The organism is Fibrobacter sp. UWB12, from assembly GCF_900142485.1.
Taxonomy (GTDB): domain Bacteria; phylum Fibrobacterota; class Fibrobacteria; order Fibrobacterales; family Fibrobacteraceae; genus Fibrobacter.
Genome location: NZ_FRAZ01000010.1, coordinates 1 through 15,739, shown reverse-complemented (window position 1 = coordinate 15,739; position 15,739 = coordinate 1). Strand labels below are relative to the sequence as shown.

The following is a 15,739-nucleotide window of genomic DNA, read 5'->3' as shown; positions in this document are numbered from 1 at the left end:
GCTCCAAAAACTATTTATGCCAAAAGCAGACTTTCTTGACGAAAAAATCCCACTCGGCTGCAGTACGGCCATTCGTGCGACTTTCCGAACGCATGTATTCGACAAAGTTACAGAGAAGCGTTGCCAAGAAAAACGAGAAGAACACCGTGAACACAAGGATAAGCCCGCGCTTCGGAGAAATCTTCTTGTCGTTTTCCCAAGGCGGTTCAAGTACATGCAAGTTCGTGAGCATCTTTGCTTCTTCCAAGCGCATCTGCTCGCTCTGCTGGCGCAGCACCTTGTACATTGCTTCCTGAATGCGAATTTCCGCTTCGCGTCTCAGGTATTCCGAATAAAGTTCCGGAGATCTCTTGAGTTCCAAAAGACCGATGTTGCTGTGCTTACCCTTGAGCGCTCCGCCAAGAGCAGAATTCACACCCTTGGAACGCTTCAAAAGTTCCTGGTAACGCTTGCTGTTTTCGCCGCGGTCGAGCTTTTCAAAATTCATCTCAATGCCGACTTCTTCGCGCATGGCCTGCAATTCGCTCAAGTACTTGATCGTAGCCTCGAGTTGCACACTCGGTTCATAAACATTGTTCTTCACCTGGAAATCGACAAAATTGGCAATTAAGGAGTCAAGCACATGTTCGCAAGAATCCAACCTTGACTGGAAATATTCCCTAGACTGGCGGGCCTGCTTCGTCTTGAACGCATTGAATGCCGAATCAGCCTTTACGAGCATAAAGTTCACGACATCGACCGCAAGCTTTGCATCCGTGTCCTTAAAATAGATGGAAAGCATGTCTTCCTTGTTCATCTCAAGGCCAAAGTTCTTGCGGAACTCCTTCAGCAAGTCAGCATGGAACTTACTCTTGAACTTGTAGTGTTTCGCAAGGTCATACTTCGCAATCACCTGGTCATGCAATTCCCATGAATTGAGAATCGTCCACACGGCGTTCACATCTTCGTTATCCATAGATAAACCGAGAAGCGAACTCATACCCGAACCACCCATAAGCCCGCTAAGCGCACCCGCCATAGGCTGCGTCGATGCAGGAGGCGTCACAATTGCCGAAGCCGCATACTTAGGTTTCACGACCCACATGACCATGACAAAAGCGACAATGGTCGGGATAAGTACAAACGCAGCAACAAACTTGAAATGCTTCAAGTCGTTATTCAGAATCCGCAAGCAGATTTCAACAAAACCGATAGAATCTTGCTTTTCCATAAATTACTTGTTGTAGGTGACGTAAATGATGAATGCAGACGAAATCACGCTCAAGAGAGATGCCATGAACAACGTAAAGTCCTTGAACGATTCGTAATGGCTCTTGGGAATTTCGATATAGTCTCCCGGCAAAATCGGGTCAGTCGCTACGTTAACCGAAATAGCCTTGGGCTTTTCACCACGCCAAACCTTGACCTGGTCCCACGAACCTGTATTTGTATTGACACCGCCCGAAGCAATGTAATCAATCGCATGCCATGTCGGGTTGTAAGCGTAACGCCCGATATAGTTCACGGCACCACCGATATACACGAAAAGTTCCTTCACAAAAAACTCGACTTCCGTATTAGGCGCGACCGTAGTCGTCTTCATGTCGGCAAGTGTAATCCAGCGCGGTTCCTTATCCGGTTCACGCACGCACACTGCCTTGTAGCCGTAATTATGCATCCTGTTTGCACCGGCAAGGTCAAAGTAATCCGCAAGGGTCCTTTCCGGGCTATAAGCAACACTAGTCCTGTACCCAGGGAACATCAAGCTCACGTTATCGCCCATCGGAACAAAAGGAATAAACACCTTGTCGCCCTGTTCCAGCATAATGTCATTGTTAAAGTCGCCATTCGTGGTCATCGCGGTATAATCCACATGAATCGTATCCTTGCCGCGAATCACCTGGACATCCTGGGTATTTGCATTCGGAAGCGGATTTCCGATAGAGCGGATGAACAAACTAAGCCTTGTCTGGGGTTCCACAATATGCTGGCCAACAAGCCCTACAGCGCCCATAGCGTTCACGCGGAACTTCTTGAGGGCAGCAAGCTGAACAAAGCAATATTCACGCTTGTAACGCTTGGCAACAAGATCCAAAATAAGCTTCTGCGCTTCGCCGAATGTCTTTCCGCCCACATTGACGGCACCACATTCTTCGATAGCCACGCTTCCATCCGGGTATATCTGGATAGAAAGATACTTGTCCTCGAGCATCAGGTCCAGAAAGTCGCCAGGACCAAGCACATAGCTAGAGTCCACCGCCATTTCGGCGTACATCGGAGTCAGGGATGCTGCACCACGTGTAGATGAACCTTCACCAAGAACGAGACTTCTTGCAGACGCAGAATTTCCGAACATGGAATCAGAAGCGAATGCACACACACACGCCAAAAACAGATAGACAAAAAAAGAACGCATAGGTAGTATAATAATACAAAAAAAAAGGGCACTCAGCATTAACCGAGTCCCTTTTTAAAAGCGGTTGACCGTTTTTGATCTTAGTTAGCGGACTTGCCTTCGCCTTCGACCATGTCAACAGCAGCATCAGCCTTAGCAGCCGGAGCAGCCTTCTTGGCCTTTGCAACGATTTCGTCTTCGACGAGACCGATCAAAGCCATTTCAGCAGCGTCACCAGCGCGGTTCGGGCCGAGCTTCAGCACGCGAGTGTAACCACCGTTGCGGTTAGCATAACGCGGACCGATCGTGTTGAACAAATCCTGGAGAACCTTCGGGTCCATAATGAAGCGAGCAGCTTCACGACGTGCAGAAAGGTCACCCTTCTTTGCGTAGGTAATCATGCGTTCGACAGCACCACGGACAAGCTTTGCCTTGTGGAGAGTGGTACGCACATAGCGCTTGTTCTGATCCGATTCCATGCCCTTACCGATGATGGAAGTAGTGAGGGCGCGGAGGATGGCACGCTTGTGTTGGGCGTTAACACCCAGTTTCTTGTTTTTTACACCGTGTCTCATGTTTAATCCTTCAAGTAATCATCGACGTCCATGCCAAACGAAAGGCCCATCGACGTCAACACCTCGTTAAGTTCAACCAAGGACTTCCTACCGAAGTTCTTGTATTTGAGCATATCGTTTTCCTTGTTGCGAACAAGCTCGCCAATAGTATGGATATTTGCCATACGGAGGCAGTTGCTGGAGCGAACGGAAAGTTCCAGATCGTCCACGCGCATACGGAGGAGGTTAGCGATACGCTGACGTTCTTCATCCATTTCGAGTTCTTCAGGAGATTCGAGATCGCCTTCGAAGTTGATGAAGATTTCCAAGTGATCCACAAGAAGCTTTGCAGCATATGCAAGAGCGTCTTCCGGGTCAATGGAACCGTCTGTTGTAATTTCAAGTTCCAGACGGTTGTAGTCCGTCTTCTGACCAACGCGGGTATCGCTGATGTGCATTGCGACTTTCTGAACCGGGTTGAAGTTCGCATCCATGGCGATAACGCCAATCGGAGCGTCCTTGTCCTTGAGTTCGTCGGCAACAACATAACCACGACCGCAGGAGATCTTCACGTCCATCGACAACGAAGCGTTACCGTTCAATGTCGCAATGTGAACATCCGGAGTCAGGATAGTGACATTTGGATTGTCCATAAAGTCCTTGGCCGTGACTTCGCCATCACCGGACATGTCCAGGTGAAGGGTTTCGTCGTGATCAGACAGGAGCTTTACACGGATGCTCTTGAGGTTGAGGATAATGTCAGTGACATCTTCCTTCACACCCGGAATCGTCGAAAATTCCTTGTCAACGCCTTCGATTTTCACGGAGACAATAGCCGCACCCTGCAGAGAGGAGAGGAGAACGCGACGGAGAGCGTTACCGAGGGTGATACCCCAGCCACGTTCCAAGGCTTCTACGACAAACTTGGCGTAGCGGCCATCTTCGCCGGTTTCCACTTTCTGGAAGCTGCGCGGCATCTGAAGTGATTTCCACATCATTGGCGATACCTCTTTGGATTAAATTCTTCTCTTCTTTTTAGGACGGCAACCATTGTGCGGGATGCCCGTCACGTCTCGAATAGAGAGAACTTCGAGGCCCGCATTCTTGAGAGCGCGGACGGCAGATTCACGGCCGCCACCAGCACCCTTAACGCGAACGTCCACCTTGCGCATGCCGAGATCGAATGCCTTGTGGGCAGCGGTTTCAGCGGCAAGCTGGGCTGCAAACGGCGTGCTCTTGCGGGAGCCCTTGAAACCGGAGTTACCCGGAGAACCCCAAGCGACCACGTTGCCGCGAGCGTCGGTGATAGAAACGATTGTATTGTTGAAGGAAGCGAACACGCAGGCGATACCCTGGATGTCAATACGCTTCTTGCCCTTCTTAACCTTGACTTCTTCAGCAGCAGCCGGAGCTTCAGCAGCGGCAGCAGCAGTTTCCTTGATTTCTTCTTCAGCCACGATGATACTCCTTACTTCTTCTTGTTAGCCACAGTCTTCTTGGGGCCCTTACGTGTGCGGGCGTTGGTGCGGGAACGCTGACCGCGGACCGGGAGGCCCTTGCGGTGGCGGATGCCGCGATAGCAGCCAATATCCTGCAAACGCTTGATGTTCAAGGTAACTTCTGCGCGGAGCTGACCTTCCACAGAGTATTCATCTTCCAAAAGATGACGAATCTTACCTTGTTCTTCTTCAGTCAGGTCGTCACACTTCTTGTTCTTGTCAATGCCCAGCTGAGCACAGACCTTGTTAGCGGTGAACAGACCGACACCATAGATTGCCGTCAGACCGTATTCAACAGTCTTGTTTTTCGGTAAATCGACACCAGCGATACGTGCCATACGATCTCCTTATCCCTGCTTCTGCTTGTGACGGGGGTTCTTCGAACAGATGATGCGCAATACACCCTTGCGACGGATGATCTTGCAGTTTTCACATCTGGGTTTGATGGAGGCTTTGATTTTCATAGGTTTGACCTTCTTTTGTAATACCTATTACTTGTAACGGTAAGTAATTCGCCCGCGATTTAAATCGTACGGGGAAATCTCGACCAACACTTTGTCGTCCGGCAAAATTCTAATAAAATGCCGGCGCATTTTTCCTGAAACATGGGCCAGGATTTCGTGACCATTTCCAAGTTGAACACGGAAGAAAGCGTTGGGAAGAGCTTCCAACACAACGCCTTCTACTTGTATACCTTCTTCTTTAGCCACTAGGATGCCATCCTGCCGCGAATGCGGCCACGTTTCAAGAAACCTTCATAGTTTTTGGTATGCAACTGGGCTTCGAGCTGACGAAGAGTATCCAGAGCAACACCTACCACGATTAGGACCGAGGTACCCCCAATATAGAAACTCATATTGAGAGCGTCTTTCAAGTGCAGGGGAACAACGCTGATTAAAGCGAGGTAGAGGGACCCTGGCAATGAAATTCTGGTCAAAACATGGTCAATGTATTCTGCTGTCTGCTTACCCGGACGGACTCCCGGAATAAACCCACCAGACCTCTTGAGATTTTCGGCAATGTCGTTCGGGTTGTACTGGATTGCCGTGTAGAAGTAGGTGAAGAATATGATGAGGAGTGCATCTACTACGCTGTAGGAGATGTGACCCGGAATAAATGCAGAAGCAAAAGCCTGCATCGCAGATACGTTCGGGAACCAAGATGCAACCATTGCTGGAATGAACATGATGCAGCTTGCGAAGATCACGGGAATCACGTTAGCGGTGTTCACCTTGAAAGGCAAATAGCTAGCCTGACCACCCAAGACCTTGTTTCCGACGGTCCTGCGAGGACTTTGGAGTGGAATGCGACGGGTCGCCTGCTCGACGAAAACGATAAACCCGACAATCACAACCACGATGGCCAAGATAAAGACCTCAATCGCAAGGGGCTGGATGCCTTCGCTAAACATTTCCCATTCGGCTAAGATGGCTCTCGGAAGGCCACCGACGATACCGGCGAAAATTATAAGAGAAATACCGTTACCCACACCGTGCGAGGTAATCTGCTCGCCAAGGTACATCAAGAAGATGGTACCTACGGTGAAGGTTAACGTAGCAAGGAGACGAAAGCCGAAATTACCGAGTCCGGACGAGAAGTTATCGGAGAGAACCGAGATTCCCGTACCAGCGGCTGTCGTCACCTTGAGGTTAGAAAGCCACATAGAAATGCCCCATCCCTGCAAGGCAGAAAGAACTACCGTGAAGTATCGGGTATACTGATTCAGCTTTGCGCGACCTTCCTGACCCTCTTTCTGGAGCATCTGGATGGCAGGAATCACCGAACCCATTAACTGGATGATGATGCTTGCGCTGATGTACGGCATGATACCGAGGGCAAATACAGTTGCTTTCGCAAATGCACCGCCGGTAAACGAGTCGTACAGGCCAAACAAGTTATTCGAATTTTTGAAGTATTCTGCGAGAACCGCAGCGTTTACTCCGGGGATGGAGATGTGAGCGCCAATACGGTAGACGATCAGGAGACCGAGCGTGAAGAGAATCTTCTTGCGCAGATCCGGAATCTTAAACGCATTGACGAACGCATCGATGGCTTTCTTGAGTGCTTCCATTAGATGATCTCAACTTTGCCGCCAGCAGCTTCAATAGCAGACTTTGCCTTTTCGCTGATAGCGTTAACCTTTACGTTGATAGCCTTGTCGATAGAACCAAAAGCGAGGACCTTGACCGGCAGTTCGACGCTCTTGATGAAGCCGAGGTCGAAAAGGACCTTGGCGTCAAATTCAACAGCGCTGACAGCGGCGAGCTTCTTCAGGTTCACGATCTGGAATTCAACACCAGCGTGCTTGAAGCCGCGCTTCGGGATACGACGGTGAATCGGCATCTGGCCGCCTTCGAAAGCGACGCGACCGGCCTTAGCGCTCTTACGAGCACCAGCACCCTTCTGACCACGACCGGCAGTAGTGCCCCAGCCAGAGCCCGGACCACGACCAATGCGCTTGCGGCTCTTGCCCTTGGCAGCCTTGCCAGGATTGAGAGTATTGAGTTCCATCTTAGATCTCCTCGACCTTGACCATGTCCTTCACGGCATTGATCATGCCCTGGATGGACGGGGTCAAATTGTGTTCAACAGTTTGTCCGATCTTGCGGAGGCCGAGTGCAGCCACGTTAGCGCGGTGCACCGGAAGGCGACGGACGATACCCTTGATCAAAGTAATACGAACTTTCTTCATTAGGTATTACTCCTTAGGCTTCAAAACCACGCAACTTGGCGCAGTCCTGTTTGTTCTTCTGAGAAAGCAGGCCTTCCAAGCAAGCACTTACGACAGTGCTCGGATTAGAAGAACCGTGAATCTTCGTGAGGATGTTGCGGACACCGGCGAGTTCGAGAACAGCACGGGCAGCAGCACCGGCGATAACACCAGTACCCGGAGCAGCCGGCATGAGGAGGATGCGGGTAGAACCGCTCTTCACTTCGATGTCGTGCGGGATGGTGCCATCGAGGAGCTGGACTTCCACGATGTTTCTCTGAGCGGCTTCGGTACCCTTACGGATAGCTTCGGAAACTTCCTTAGCCTTGCCGAGACCGACACCGACCTTGCCGTTCTTGTTGCCAACGACAACGAGAGCGGAGAAGGACATGCGACGGCCGCCCTTAACGGTCTTAGCGCAACGGTTGATGTGTACAACCTTGTCTTCAAATTCAGAAACTTGAGCTTCGCGTTCCAAAGTGTACCTCACTAGAATTTGAGTCCGCCTTCACGAGCTCCCTCAGCGAGAGCCTGAACGCGACCGTGATAGATGTAACCGCCGCGGTCAAAGACCACGGATTCAACGCCCTTGGACTTGGCGACTTCAGCAATCTGGAGACCGAGCTGCTTAGCCTGTTCGGTCTTCGTCATTTCACCAAACTTGCCCTGGAATTCCTTGGAAGCTGTGGTGACCTGAGCGACAGACTTGTTGTTTTCGTCATCAAAAATCTGGGCGACCATGTGAGACAAGGAACGGCGAACAGCCAAACGAGGGCATTCTGCAGTTCCGACAACAGACTTACGTACGCGTTCGTGGCGTGCGATTCTGGACTGGATTCTTTTTTTAGCAATTGCAGTCATAGTTTACCCTTATTTACCTGTCTTCTTACCTTGCTTGCGACGGACAATTTCGCCAGCGTACTTGATGCCCTTGCCCTTATACGGTTCAGGCTTGCGGTACTTGCGAATTTCTGCTGCAGCTTGGCCGACCTTCTGCTTGTCGATGCCGGAGATCGTAATCTTCAGCGGATCAACAGCCTTCAGTTCAACGCCTTCCGGAGCCTTGAAGATCACCGGATGAGAGAAACCGAGGACGAGGTTCAAATCCTTACCCTTCTGTTCTACGCGGTAGCCCACGCCAACGATTTCGAGAGTCTTCTGGAAACCCTTGGTGACGCCTTCGACCATGTTATTGACGAGAGCGCGAGTGGTGCCGTGCATAGCGCGGGTGAACTTTTCATCGTTCGGGCGGGTGAAGGAGAGCTTATCGCCATCGAGATTGATGGAAATGAGTTCGTGAACGTTAGTTTCGAGCTTACCCTTCGGGCCTTCAACCTTGATGTTCTGACCATTGACGGCGACTTTAACGCCAGCCGGGATAGTGATAATAGCTTTACCGATACGGGACATCTTTACCATACCTTTGCGATGACTTCGCCACCCACCTTCTGTTCGCGGGCTTCGTGGTCAGTCATGACACCTTTAGATGTGGAGATGATTGCATAGCCGAGGCCATTGCGAACGCGCGGAAGCTTGGCCACGTCAACGTAGTGACGAAGACCCGGCGTAGAAACGCGCTGAAGGCCCTGGATTGCGGATTCGCCCTTCGTGTAACGGAGGAGGACCTTGAGGATGCCCTGCTTACCGTCATCAACGACGACGAACTTTTTAATGAAACCTTTTTCCTGCAACACACGTGCAATATCACGCTTCAGATTGCTGGCAGGAATGTCCACCACGGGGAGCTTTGCCGTAGAGGCATTGCGGATACGGGTGAGCATATCGGCGATAGGATCTGTCATTGCCATGAGTATACTCTCCTTACCAAGACGACTTTGTGATACCGGGGATTTCGCCGGCGAGTGCCATTTCGCGGAAGCAAATACGGCAAAGGCCAAAGCGGCGCATAAAGGCGTGCGGCCTACCGCAACGCTTGCAACGGTTGTACCCACGAACGGTATACTTCGGAGTACGCTTGCATTTTTCAATCATTCTTCTGCTTGCCATGGTATTACCTTACTTCCTGAAGGGGAGTCCAAGTTCTTCGAGAAGGGCGCGACCTTCATCGTCCGTCTTAGCGGAGGTGACGAAGGAGATGTCCATACCGAAAGTACGGGAAATCTTGTCAATATCGATTTCAACGAAGATCGTCTGTTCCTTGATGCCGAGGGTGAAGTTACCCATGCCATCAAAGCCACGGCGTGCGAGACCACGGAAGTCACGGACACGCGGAAGGTCGATGTTGATGAAACGATAGAGGAAGTCCCACATGTTGTCGCCATGAAGGGTGACCTTAGCACCGATGCCGATACCTTCACGGAGGTGGAAGTTAGCGACAGCCTTCTTAGCGTTAGTGACAATAGCCTTCTGACCGGTGATAGCAGTGAGAGTGTCAGCAGCTTCGTCGAGAATCTTGCGGTTCTGGGAAGCGGCGCCCACGCCCATGTTGAGCACGATCTTTTCGAGACGCGGAATCTGCATCACGTTCTTGTAGGCAAACTTTTGCTGCAAGGCCGGAACGACCTTTTCGAGATAGAATTGCTTCATCTGGTTCATTACGTTACCTTACACAGCCTTTCCAGTTTTAACACTGGTACGAACGCCCTTCTTACCCTTTTCGCGAACGATGCGGGTACGAACGGGAGTGTTGCCTTCGAGAAGCATCACGTTGGAAATGTGAATCGGCATTTCCTTTTCAACGATGCCACCAGTCTGATTGGTCTGGGACGGCTTTTCGTGACGCTTGCGGACGTTAACACCCGAAACGGTCACCTTGTCGCCCTTGACACTGATCACGGTGCCGGTCTTTTTATTAGCACCGGAAATCACCTTGACGATATCATTCTTCTTGATGTTAGCCATTAGAGAACCTCAGGTGCGAGGGAGATGATCTTCATGTACTTCTTGTCACGGAGCTCACGAGCCACCGGTCCAAAAATACGGGTTCCACGCGGTTCGCCATCCTTGTTGATGAGAACCACTGCGTTGTCGGAGAAACGAATGAACGTTCCGTCCGGACGTGCGATTTCTTTTGCTGTGCGGACGACAACGGCGTCGGCCACGGAACCCTTCTTCACCTTGCTCTGGGGGATAGCGTCCTTAACGGCTACCTTGATGACATCACCGATGCTAGCATAGCGACGGTTTGTGCCACCCAAAACACGGATGCAGGCGACTTCCTTGGCACCACTGTTATCGGCCACGACGAGTCTGGTTTCTTCTTGAATCATATTCGCCTTACTCCAGGAGTTTACTTCTTCTTTTCCACAATGCGGACGAGGCGCCAGCGCTTCGTTGCAGAGAGGGGACGAGTTTCCATGATTTCAACCAAGTCGCCTTCTTCGGCTTCATTCTTTTCATCGTGAGCCTTGAGCTTGCTGGTCGTAGTCATGATCTTGTTGTACATCGGGTGACGCTTGCGGTTTTCGACCACAACCGTAATCGTCTTGTCCATCTTGTCGGAAGAGACGATACCCTGCTTGACTTTACGAAGGTTTCTTTCCATTTCCTGCTCCTGCCGGCTTATGCCTTGGCCTTTTCGCTGAGGATGGTCTTGATTCTGGCGATGTCCTTGCGGGCAGCTTGAATCACAGAGGGTTTTTCCAAATTACCGAGCTTCGCAGTCATGCGGTAATTGAACAAATCGAGATTCAACTGAGCCAGTTTTTCCTTGAGCTGGTCAACGCCCAGTTCTTTCAATTCACGTGCTTTCATTAGATCTCCGATTCTTCGATGATTTTGCACTTAAGGGGGAGCTTCTGAATTGCGACATGGAGAGCTTCCATGGCAAGTTCACGTTCAACACCACCCATTTCAAAAAGGATGCGACCCGGGAGGATTACGGCTGCCCAGAATTCGACTGCGCCCTTACCCTTACCCATACGGGCTTCTGCAGGGTGACGGGTAATCGGCTTATCGGGGAAGACGCGGATCCAAACGCGGCCACCACGCTTGATCTTACGAGTCATGGCGATACGAGCAGCTTCGATCTGACGAGCGGTGAGCCAGCACTTTTCAAGAGCCTGGATACCGAATTCGCCAAAGGCGATATAGTTGCCACGAGAGGCGACGCCCTTCATGCGCCCTTTCATTTGCTTACGATGCAATGTTCTTTTCGGACTCAGCATAATTACTTCTCTCTCTTGTTGTCGTTCATGACGTCCTTACCAATCTTTTCACCGTGCATGATCCACACCTTGATACCGATGGCACCATAAACGGTCTTAGCGATGGCAGTTGCGTAGTCGATGTCAGCACGAAGAGTGTGCAGAGGCACGCGGCCTTCAGCATACTTTTCAACGCGTGCAATTTCAGCACCGCCGAGACGGCCACCGCACTGCACCTTGATTCCTTCAACGCCCATGCGCATAGCGGACTGGATAGCGCGCTTCATGGCACGGCGGAAAGAAATACGCTTTTCGAGCTGGCGAGCAATGTTTTCAGCCACGAGCTTGGCATCAGTTTCCGGACGCTTGATTTCGTGGACTGCAATATAGATTTCTTTACCGGTGAGGAACTGGAGTTCGCCCTTCAAACGTTCCAATTCTTCGCCCTTTTTACCGATAACGATACCCGGGCGAGCGGTATAGAGGTTAACGTTCACCTTCTTGACGGTACGTTCGATGCCGACCTTGGAAAGGGAGGCATGTTCGAAACGCTTCATCAAGTAGCGACGGAGCACGATATCTTCATAGAGAAGATCGGCAAACTTGTCTTCGGCATACCACTTGGATTCCCAACCGCGGATAACGCCAAGACGAAGACCATTAGGATGAGTTTTGTGACCCATTATTAATTCTCCTTGTCTGCGACAACGACGGTGATGTGGGAGAGCGGCTTTTCGATACGGAAAGCACGGCCCTGGGAACGCGGGTGAATACGCTTCATGATCGTACCACCATCAGCGGTGATGGTCTTGATCACGATTTCTTCGGCGGAAACCGGAGCGGCGGACTTCTGCTTCAAGTTAGCAACAGCGGACTTGAGAGCATTTTCAACCAGCGGAGCACCCTTGGTCTGCGTACGGAGGATGGAGAGCATCGCGAAGGCTTCGCTGACGGACTTGCCACGAACGAGGTCAACTACGCGACGGAGCTTGCGAACGCCGTAACGGACGTTTTTAACTTTAGCAACAGCTTGCATTATTTCTTGCCTCCAGCAGTTTCAGTCTTGCGGTGACCGCGGAAAGTACGGGTCAGAGCGAATTCGCCGAGCTTATGGCCAACCATGTTTTCGGTGACATAAACCGGAAGGAACTGCTTGCCGTTATAGACGGAGAAAGTGAGTCCGACCATATCCGGGACGATTGTGGAACGACGGGACCAGGTCTTGATAGCCTGTTTCTTGTCGGAACCGGCCATCGCCTGGGCCTTGCTGAGAACGTGGGAATCCACGAACGCACCTTTCTTAAGGGATCTAGACATGAATTAGGCCCTCTTCTGACGATGACGTACGATGAACTTATCAGTACGCTTGTTGTTACGAGTTTTAGCACCCTTAGAGTTCTTACCCCAAGGAGAGCACGGATGACGACCACCAGAGGTACGACCTTCACCACCACCAAGGGGGTGGTCGACCGGGTTCATAACGACACCACGGACGGCCGGGCGCTTGCCGAGCCAGCGAGAGCGGCCTGCAGAACCCGAGGATTCATTCATGTGATCGATATTGGAAACCTGACCAACGGTAGCGAGGCATTCTTCCGGGATGTAGCGAACTTCGCCACTCGGAAGCTTGACCTGGCAGAGCTTGCCGTCCTTGGCAACCAGTTCTGCACCGGCACCAGCGGAACGAGCAATCTGAGCACCCTTGCCCGGCTTCATTTCGATGTTGTGGATAATGGTGTTGAGCGGAATGTCGCGGAGAGGAATTGCGTTACCTACGCGGAATTCAGCACCTTCACCAGCTTTCAGCACATCGCCAACCTTGATTTCGGCCGGAGCGATGATGTATGCACGCTTGCCGTTTTCGTACTTGACGAGAGCGATGCGAGCTGTACGGTTCGGATCGTATTCGATTGTTTCGACAGTGCAGGAGAGACCGGCAAACTGACGCTTGAAGTCGATGATACGATACAGTTTCTTGTGACCACCACCACGACGACGGGAGGTAATTTCACCAGCATTGTTACGGCCGGAGCTGCGCTTGATACCTTCGGTAAGCGGCTTGTACGGCTTGGCAGCGGTGATTTCCTTGCGGTCACCAAGCTGCTTGTAACGCAGTGTCGGGGTAATCGGGCGATAAGATTTCAGACCCATGGTTATACTCCTTCAAACTCGGCAATCTTTTGCCCGGCCTTCAACGTGATGTAGGCCTTCTTCCAGTTCGGTTTCTTGCCAGCGACCATACGGACGCGCTTGATCTTGCCGCGGTTGATCAAAGTATTGACCTTAGCGACCTTGACGTCAAAGCGCTTTTCGATAGCGTACTTGATGTCTTCCTTGCTAGCGTCCAAGGCAACCTTGAATACGTACTTGTGCACGTCGTTACGCGGATTGACCATGTTCTTCATGGTTTCTTCGGTAACGTGCGGAGCAACGAGGATTTCACGAATTTCTTTCATTAGCGGCCTCCTTCAAGTTCTGCAAGAGCAGCCTGAGAGATGACAACGTTATTTGCGCGAACAACATCGTAAGTGTTGACGTCAGCTACGCGAGCGCAGCGGCACCAAGGAATGTTGTTGGAAGAAAGATAAAGGTTCTGATCCTTTTCGCTAACGATGAAGAGGACGTTACGCTGTTCGATACCAGACTTGGAAAGAACTGCGAGGAGATCCTTAGTCTTCGGAGCGGCGAAGCTGAGAGCTTCGAACACGGAGACCTTACCTTCGCTTGCCTTGGAGGCGAGAGCGGAGTGGAATGCGATCTTCTTGACCTTCTTGTTAACCTTTTCGAAGTAGTCATGAGACTTCGGACCGTGAGCCTTGGCACCACGAACCCAAACTGCAGAGGTGTTCTGGCCGGAACGAGCGCGACCCGTACCCTTCTGCTTCCACGGCTTCTGGCCACCGCCGCTGACTTCGCCCTTGGACTTAGTCTGAGCAGTACCCTGACGATTGTTGTTCAGGATAGCCTTGATGTGGAGGTACATGCAGACCTTGTTGACTTCCTGGTCGAAGAGAGCCGGGAGCTGGATATCATTCTTAAAATCGCCAGTAGCGGCGAAAAGCTTTGCACTAGCCATTAGTCTTTCCTCACCACGATAATGCTGTTCTTCGGGCCCGGGACAGCGCCACGGACGAAGATCAGGTTGCGGTCGCCATCAACTTTGACGACCTGGAGGTGCTTCACGGTCACTTTCTTGTTGCCGTATTGACCAGCCATACGCTTACCCGGGAAAACACGACCCGGATAGGAGTGAGCGGACGTACCACCCGGTTCGCGCATATTGTGCGTACCATGGGAACGAGGACCGCTATGGAAACCGTGGCGCTTGATAGTGCCAGAGAAACCATGACCCTTGGAGATGCCAGAGACGTTCACAGTCTTTGCATCAGCGAAGTCGGCAGCGCCGAATTCCTTGCCAACCGGCCAGGATTCGAGATCAGCGACATCAAATTCAGCGAGGTGTTCACGAACAGCCACGTCAGCCTTCTTGAAATGGCCGACTTCTGCCTTATTGGCGCGCTGTTCCTTCTTGAGACCAAAGCCGATCTGGACAGCAGTGTAGCCGTCCTTCTCTTCTGTCTTATGGCAAACGACCACGCACGGACCGGCTTCGAGAACCGTGACAGGGACGCATTCGCCCTGTTCCGTGAACACTTGGGTCATTCCCAATTTCTTTGCGAGAATACCGTTCATTGTTATTAGACCTTAATTTCGACTTCAACGCCTGCCGGCAAGTCAAGTTTCATGAGGGAATCTACAGTTTGCGGCGTAGCATCAAGGATGTCGATAAGACGCTTGTGCGTACGGGATTCGAACTGTTCACGAGAAGTCTTGTCAATATGCGGAGAGCGGAGCACCGTATACTTCTGGATCTTCGTCGGGAGAGGGATGGGGCCTGCAATACGAGCCCCAGTGTTCTTAGCTGTATTCACGATATCTTGAGCAGAGCGGTCGATCATACGATGATCGAAGCTCTTCAAGCGAATACGGATGCGTTCACCAGCCATGATTATTCCTTACTTGATGATTTCGGTAACAGAGCCAGCACCAACAGTACGTCCACCTTCGCGGATAGCGAAGCGGAGCTGCTTTTCCATGGCGATCGGAGCGATGAGGTTCACGTGAATCGTGACGGTATCACCCGGAGTAACCATTTCGACGCCTTCCGGGAGCTGAATCGTGCCGGTAACGTCGGTGGTGCGGAAGTAGAACTGAGGACGGTAGCCGTTCATGAACGGCGTGTGGCGGCCACCTTCGTCCTTCGTGAGAACGTAGATTTCAGCCTTGAATTCGGTGTGCGGAGTAACGGACTTCGGAGCGGCGAGAACCATGCCACGGACGATGTCCTTCTTTTCAGCGCCACGGAGCAAGAGACCAACGTTGTCGCCGGCCTGAGCGTCGTCGAGGAGCTTACGGAACATTTCAACACCGGTGATGACGTATTCGGTGGTTTCACCGAGACCGATACGTTCGACCTTGTCGTTCAAGCGAACGAC

The 15,739-nt window shown here is 51.5% G+C and carries 31 protein-coding genes; all 31 read right to left on the bottom strand.

Annotation, left to right across the window (positions count from 1 at the left end):
- Positions 1-10: 10 nt before the first annotated feature.
- Complete coding sequence (locus BUA34_RS13810) at positions 11-1,210, bottom strand: GumC family protein (RefSeq protein ID WP_072830565.1); 1,200 nt, start codon at positions 1,208-1,210, stop codon at positions 11-13.
- A gap of 3 nt (positions 1,211-1,213) precedes the next feature.
- A complete protein-coding gene (locus BUA34_RS13805) occupies positions 1,214-2,395 on the bottom strand; it encodes a polysaccharide biosynthesis/export family protein (RefSeq protein ID WP_072830563.1) in 1,182 nt (393 codons plus the stop codon).
- 80 nt (positions 2,396-2,475) lie between these two features.
- Positions 2,476-2,949 (bottom strand): 50S ribosomal protein L17, encoded by a 474-nt coding sequence (rplQ, locus tag BUA34_RS13800; protein ID WP_072830561.1) that lies wholly within the window; start codon positions 2,947-2,949, stop codon positions 2,476-2,478.
- Between the two features lie 2 nt (positions 2,950-2,951).
- Positions 2,952-3,926 (bottom strand): DNA-directed RNA polymerase subunit alpha, encoded by a 975-nt coding sequence (locus BUA34_RS13795; protein WP_015732009.1) that lies wholly within the window; start codon positions 3,924-3,926, stop codon positions 2,952-2,954.
- An 18-nt stretch (positions 3,927-3,944) separates the two neighbouring features.
- Entirely contained in the window at positions 3,945-4,370 is a 426-nt protein-coding gene (gene rpsK, locus BUA34_RS13790) for a 30S ribosomal protein S11 (protein ID WP_072830693.1), read from the bottom strand.
- A 26-nt stretch (positions 4,371-4,396) separates the two neighbouring features.
- Complete coding sequence (gene rpsM, locus BUA34_RS13785; RefSeq protein ID WP_014546096.1) at positions 4,397-4,765, bottom strand: 30S ribosomal protein S13; 369 nt, start codon at positions 4,763-4,765, stop codon at positions 4,397-4,399.
- Between the two features lie 9 nt (positions 4,766-4,774).
- On the bottom strand, positions 4,775-4,891 hold the full coding sequence (gene rpmJ / locus BUA34_RS13780; protein ID WP_014546097.1) for a 50S ribosomal protein L36: 117 nt from the start codon (positions 4,889-4,891) through the stop codon (positions 4,775-4,777).
- 27 nt (positions 4,892-4,918) lie between these two features.
- Positions 4,919-5,137 carry a translation initiation factor IF-1 gene (gene infA / locus BUA34_RS13775; RefSeq protein ID WP_014546098.1) on the bottom strand — a complete coding sequence of 73 codons (219 nt, stop codon included), beginning with the start codon at positions 5,135-5,137 and terminating at the stop codon, positions 4,919-4,921.
- Positions 5,137-6,498, bottom strand: coding sequence for a preprotein translocase subunit SecY (secY, locus tag BUA34_RS13770; RefSeq protein WP_072830559.1), 1,362 nt, complete (start codon positions 6,496-6,498; stop codon positions 5,137-5,139). The genes infA and secY overlap by 1 nt, the downstream gene beginning before the upstream one ends.
- Positions 6,498-6,938: a 50S ribosomal protein L15 gene (gene rplO / locus BUA34_RS13765; protein WP_072830557.1), complete on the bottom strand. Its 441-nt coding sequence runs from the start codon at positions 6,936-6,938 to the stop codon at positions 6,498-6,500. The genes secY and rplO overlap by 1 nt, the downstream gene beginning before the upstream one ends.
- A gap of 1 nt (position 6,939) precedes the next feature.
- Positions 6,940-7,119: a 50S ribosomal protein L30 gene (rpmD, locus tag BUA34_RS13760; protein WP_014546101.1), complete on the bottom strand. Its 180-nt coding sequence runs from the start codon at positions 7,117-7,119 to the stop codon at positions 6,940-6,942.
- 13 nt (positions 7,120-7,132) lie between these two features.
- Complete coding sequence (gene rpsE, locus BUA34_RS13755) at positions 7,133-7,615, bottom strand: 30S ribosomal protein S5 (protein WP_015732010.1); 483 nt, start codon at positions 7,613-7,615, stop codon at positions 7,133-7,135.
- Between the two features lie 11 nt (positions 7,616-7,626).
- Positions 7,627-7,998, bottom strand: a complete 372-nt coding sequence (rplR, locus tag BUA34_RS13750) for a 50S ribosomal protein L18 (RefSeq protein ID WP_072830555.1) — start codon at positions 7,996-7,998, stop codon at positions 7,627-7,629.
- A gap of 9 nt (positions 7,999-8,007) precedes the next feature.
- Positions 8,008-8,547 (bottom strand): 50S ribosomal protein L6, encoded by a 540-nt coding sequence (rplF, locus tag BUA34_RS13745; protein ID WP_072830691.1) that lies wholly within the window; start codon positions 8,545-8,547, stop codon positions 8,008-8,010.
- A gap of 2 nt (positions 8,548-8,549) precedes the next feature.
- Entirely contained in the window at positions 8,550-8,945 is a 396-nt protein-coding gene (gene rpsH, locus BUA34_RS13740) for a 30S ribosomal protein S8 (RefSeq protein WP_072830553.1), read from the bottom strand.
- 13 nt (positions 8,946-8,958) lie between these two features.
- On the bottom strand, positions 8,959-9,144 hold the full coding sequence (locus BUA34_RS13735) for a type Z 30S ribosomal protein S14 (protein ID WP_014546106.1): 186 nt from the start codon (positions 9,142-9,144) through the stop codon (positions 8,959-8,961).
- A gap of 9 nt (positions 9,145-9,153) precedes the next feature.
- Positions 9,154-9,693, bottom strand: coding sequence for a 50S ribosomal protein L5 (gene rplE, locus BUA34_RS13730; protein WP_014546107.1), 540 nt, complete (start codon positions 9,691-9,693; stop codon positions 9,154-9,156).
- Positions 9,694-9,702: 9 nt separating this feature from the next.
- On the bottom strand, positions 9,703-9,999 hold the full coding sequence (rplX, locus tag BUA34_RS13725) for a 50S ribosomal protein L24 (protein ID WP_072830551.1): 297 nt from the start codon (positions 9,997-9,999) through the stop codon (positions 9,703-9,705).
- Positions 9,999-10,367 (bottom strand): 50S ribosomal protein L14, encoded by a 369-nt coding sequence (gene rplN, locus BUA34_RS13720; protein ID WP_015732011.1) that lies wholly within the window; start codon positions 10,365-10,367, stop codon positions 9,999-10,001. The genes rplX and rplN overlap by 1 nt, the downstream gene beginning before the upstream one ends.
- Positions 10,368-10,387: 20 nt before the next feature.
- Positions 10,388-10,642, bottom strand: a complete 255-nt coding sequence (gene rpsQ / locus BUA34_RS13715; protein ID WP_015732012.1) for a 30S ribosomal protein S17 — start codon at positions 10,640-10,642, stop codon at positions 10,388-10,390.
- Positions 10,643-10,659: 17 nt separating this feature from the next.
- Entirely contained in the window at positions 10,660-10,851 is a 192-nt protein-coding gene (gene rpmC / locus BUA34_RS13710) for a 50S ribosomal protein L29 (RefSeq protein WP_014546109.1), read from the bottom strand.
- The gene (rplP, locus tag BUA34_RS13705; RefSeq protein ID WP_014546110.1) at positions 10,851-11,264 is read right to left on the bottom strand and encodes a 50S ribosomal protein L16; all 414 of its coding nucleotides are present in this window, start codon (positions 11,262-11,264) and stop codon (positions 10,851-10,853) included. The genes rpmC and rplP overlap by 1 nt, the downstream gene beginning before the upstream one ends.
- 2 nt (positions 11,265-11,266) lie before the next feature.
- Entirely contained in the window at positions 11,267-11,926 is a 660-nt protein-coding gene (rpsC, locus tag BUA34_RS13700; protein ID WP_014546111.1) for a 30S ribosomal protein S3, read from the bottom strand.
- Positions 11,927-11,928: 2 nt separating this feature from the next.
- Complete coding sequence (gene rplV, locus BUA34_RS13695; protein ID WP_014546112.1) at positions 11,929-12,279, bottom strand: 50S ribosomal protein L22; 351 nt, start codon at positions 12,277-12,279, stop codon at positions 11,929-11,931.
- Positions 12,279-12,560: a 30S ribosomal protein S19 gene (gene rpsS, locus BUA34_RS13690; RefSeq protein WP_072830549.1), complete on the bottom strand. Its 282-nt coding sequence runs from the start codon at positions 12,558-12,560 to the stop codon at positions 12,279-12,281. The genes rplV and rpsS overlap by 1 nt, the downstream gene beginning before the upstream one ends.
- 3 nt (positions 12,561-12,563) lie before the next feature.
- Positions 12,564-13,394, bottom strand: a complete 831-nt coding sequence (gene rplB / locus BUA34_RS13685) for a 50S ribosomal protein L2 (RefSeq protein WP_072830547.1) — start codon at positions 13,392-13,394, stop codon at positions 12,564-12,566.
- 2 nt (positions 13,395-13,396) lie between these two features.
- Positions 13,397-13,699: a 50S ribosomal protein L23 gene (rplW, locus tag BUA34_RS13680; protein ID WP_072830545.1), complete on the bottom strand. Its 303-nt coding sequence runs from the start codon at positions 13,697-13,699 to the stop codon at positions 13,397-13,399.
- Entirely contained in the window at positions 13,699-14,319 is a 621-nt protein-coding gene (gene rplD / locus BUA34_RS13675) for a 50S ribosomal protein L4 (RefSeq protein ID WP_072830543.1), read from the bottom strand. Before rplD ends, rplW begins: the two co-directional genes overlap by 1 nt.
- Complete coding sequence (gene rplC / locus BUA34_RS13670; protein WP_014546116.1) at positions 14,319-14,936, bottom strand: 50S ribosomal protein L3; 618 nt, start codon at positions 14,934-14,936, stop codon at positions 14,319-14,321. The genes rplD and rplC overlap by 1 nt, the downstream gene beginning before the upstream one ends.
- A gap of 5 nt (positions 14,937-14,941) precedes the next feature.
- Positions 14,942-15,250 carry a 30S ribosomal protein S10 gene (gene rpsJ / locus BUA34_RS13665; RefSeq protein WP_014546117.1) on the bottom strand — a complete coding sequence of 103 codons (309 nt, stop codon included), beginning with the start codon at positions 15,248-15,250 and terminating at the stop codon, positions 14,942-14,944.
- A 9-nt stretch (positions 15,251-15,259) separates the two neighbouring features.
- The coding region (locus tag BUA34_RS13660) for an EF-Tu C-terminal domain-related protein (protein WP_254794461.1) at positions 15,260-15,739 on the bottom strand (480 nt) is incomplete at its 5' end.

What these genes read in the sequence shown, in the direction of transcription:
- BUA34_RS13810 (WP_072830565.1), bottom strand. Translation starts at nt 1,210, where the DNA reads ATGGAAAAGCAAGATTCTATCGGTTTTGTTGAAATCTGCTTGCGGATT.
- BUA34_RS13805 (WP_072830563.1), bottom strand. Translation starts at nt 2,395, where the DNA reads ATGCGTTCTTTTTTTGTCTATCTGTTTTTGGCGTGTGTGTGTGCATTC.
- rplQ (WP_072830561.1), bottom strand. Translation starts at nt 2,949, where the DNA reads ATGAGACACGGTGTAAAAAACAAGAAACTGGGTGTTAACGCCCAACAC.
- BUA34_RS13795 (WP_015732009.1), bottom strand. Translation starts at nt 3,926, where the DNA reads ATGATGTGGAAATCACTTCAGATGCCGCGCAGCTTCCAGAAAGTGGAA.
- rpsM (WP_014546096.1), bottom strand. Translation starts at nt 4,765, where the DNA reads ATGGCACGTATCGCTGGTGTCGATTTACCGAAAAACAAGACTGTTGAA.
- rpmJ (WP_014546097.1), bottom strand. Translation starts at nt 4,891, where the DNA reads ATGAAAATCAAAGCCTCCATCAAACCCAGATGTGAAAACTGCAAGATC.
- secY (WP_072830559.1), bottom strand. Translation starts at nt 6,498, where the DNA reads ATGGAAGCACTCAAGAAAGCCATCGATGCGTTCGTCAATGCGTTTAAG.
- rplO (WP_072830557.1), bottom strand. Translation starts at nt 6,938, where the DNA reads ATGGAACTCAATACTCTCAATCCTGGCAAGGCTGCCAAGGGCAAGAGC.
- rpmD (WP_014546101.1), bottom strand. Translation starts at nt 7,119, where the DNA reads ATGAAGAAAGTTCGTATTACTTTGATCAAGGGTATCGTCCGTCGCCTT.
- rplR (WP_072830555.1), bottom strand. Translation starts at nt 7,998, where the DNA reads ATGACTGCAATTGCTAAAAAAAGAATCCAGTCCAGAATCGCACGCCAC.
- rplF (WP_072830691.1), bottom strand. Translation starts at nt 8,547, where the DNA reads ATGTCCCGTATCGGTAAAGCTATTATCACTATCCCGGCTGGCGTTAAA.
- rpsH (WP_072830553.1), bottom strand. Translation starts at nt 8,945, where the DNA reads ATGGCAATGACAGATCCTATCGCCGATATGCTCACCCGTATCCGCAAT.
- BUA34_RS13735 (WP_014546106.1), bottom strand. Translation starts at nt 9,144, where the DNA reads ATGGCAAGCAGAAGAATGATTGAAAAATGCAAGCGTACTCCGAAGTAT.
- rplE (WP_014546107.1), bottom strand. Translation starts at nt 9,693, where the DNA reads ATGAACCAGATGAAGCAATTCTATCTCGAAAAGGTCGTTCCGGCCTTG.
- rplX (WP_072830551.1), bottom strand. Translation starts at nt 9,999, where the DNA reads ATGGCTAACATCAAGAAGAATGATATCGTCAAGGTGATTTCCGGTGCT.
- rplN (WP_015732011.1), bottom strand. Translation starts at nt 10,367, where the DNA reads ATGATTCAAGAAGAAACCAGACTCGTCGTGGCCGATAACAGTGGTGCC.
- rpsQ (WP_015732012.1), bottom strand. Translation starts at nt 10,642, where the DNA reads ATGGAAAGAAACCTTCGTAAAGTCAAGCAGGGTATCGTCTCTTCCGAC.
- rpmC (WP_014546109.1), bottom strand. Translation starts at nt 10,851, where the DNA reads ATGAAAGCACGTGAATTGAAAGAACTGGGCGTTGACCAGCTCAAGGAA.
- rplP (WP_014546110.1), bottom strand. Translation starts at nt 11,264, where the DNA reads ATGCTGAGTCCGAAAAGAACATTGCATCGTAAGCAAATGAAAGGGCGC.
- rpsC (WP_014546111.1), bottom strand. Translation starts at nt 11,926, where the DNA reads ATGGGTCACAAAACTCATCCTAATGGTCTTCGTCTTGGCGTTATCCGC.
- rplV (WP_014546112.1), bottom strand. Translation starts at nt 12,279, where the DNA reads ATGCAAGCTGTTGCTAAAGTTAAAAACGTCCGTTACGGCGTTCGCAAG.
- rpsS (WP_072830549.1), bottom strand. Translation starts at nt 12,560, where the DNA reads ATGTCTAGATCCCTTAAGAAAGGTGCGTTCGTGGATTCCCACGTTCTC.
- rplB (WP_072830547.1), bottom strand. Translation starts at nt 13,394, where the DNA reads ATGGGTCTGAAATCTTATCGCCCGATTACCCCGACACTGCGTTACAAG.
- rplW (WP_072830545.1), bottom strand. Translation starts at nt 13,699, where the DNA reads ATGAAAGAAATTCGTGAAATCCTCGTTGCTCCGCACGTTACCGAAGAA.
- rplD (WP_072830543.1), bottom strand. Translation starts at nt 14,319, where the DNA reads ATGGCTAGTGCAAAGCTTTTCGCCGCTACTGGCGATTTTAAGAATGAT.
- rplC (WP_014546116.1), bottom strand. Translation starts at nt 14,936, where the DNA reads ATGAACGGTATTCTCGCAAAGAAATTGGGAATGACCCAAGTGTTCACG.
- rpsJ (WP_014546117.1), bottom strand. Translation starts at nt 15,250, where the DNA reads ATGGCTGGTGAACGCATCCGTATTCGCTTGAAGAGCTTCGATCATCGT.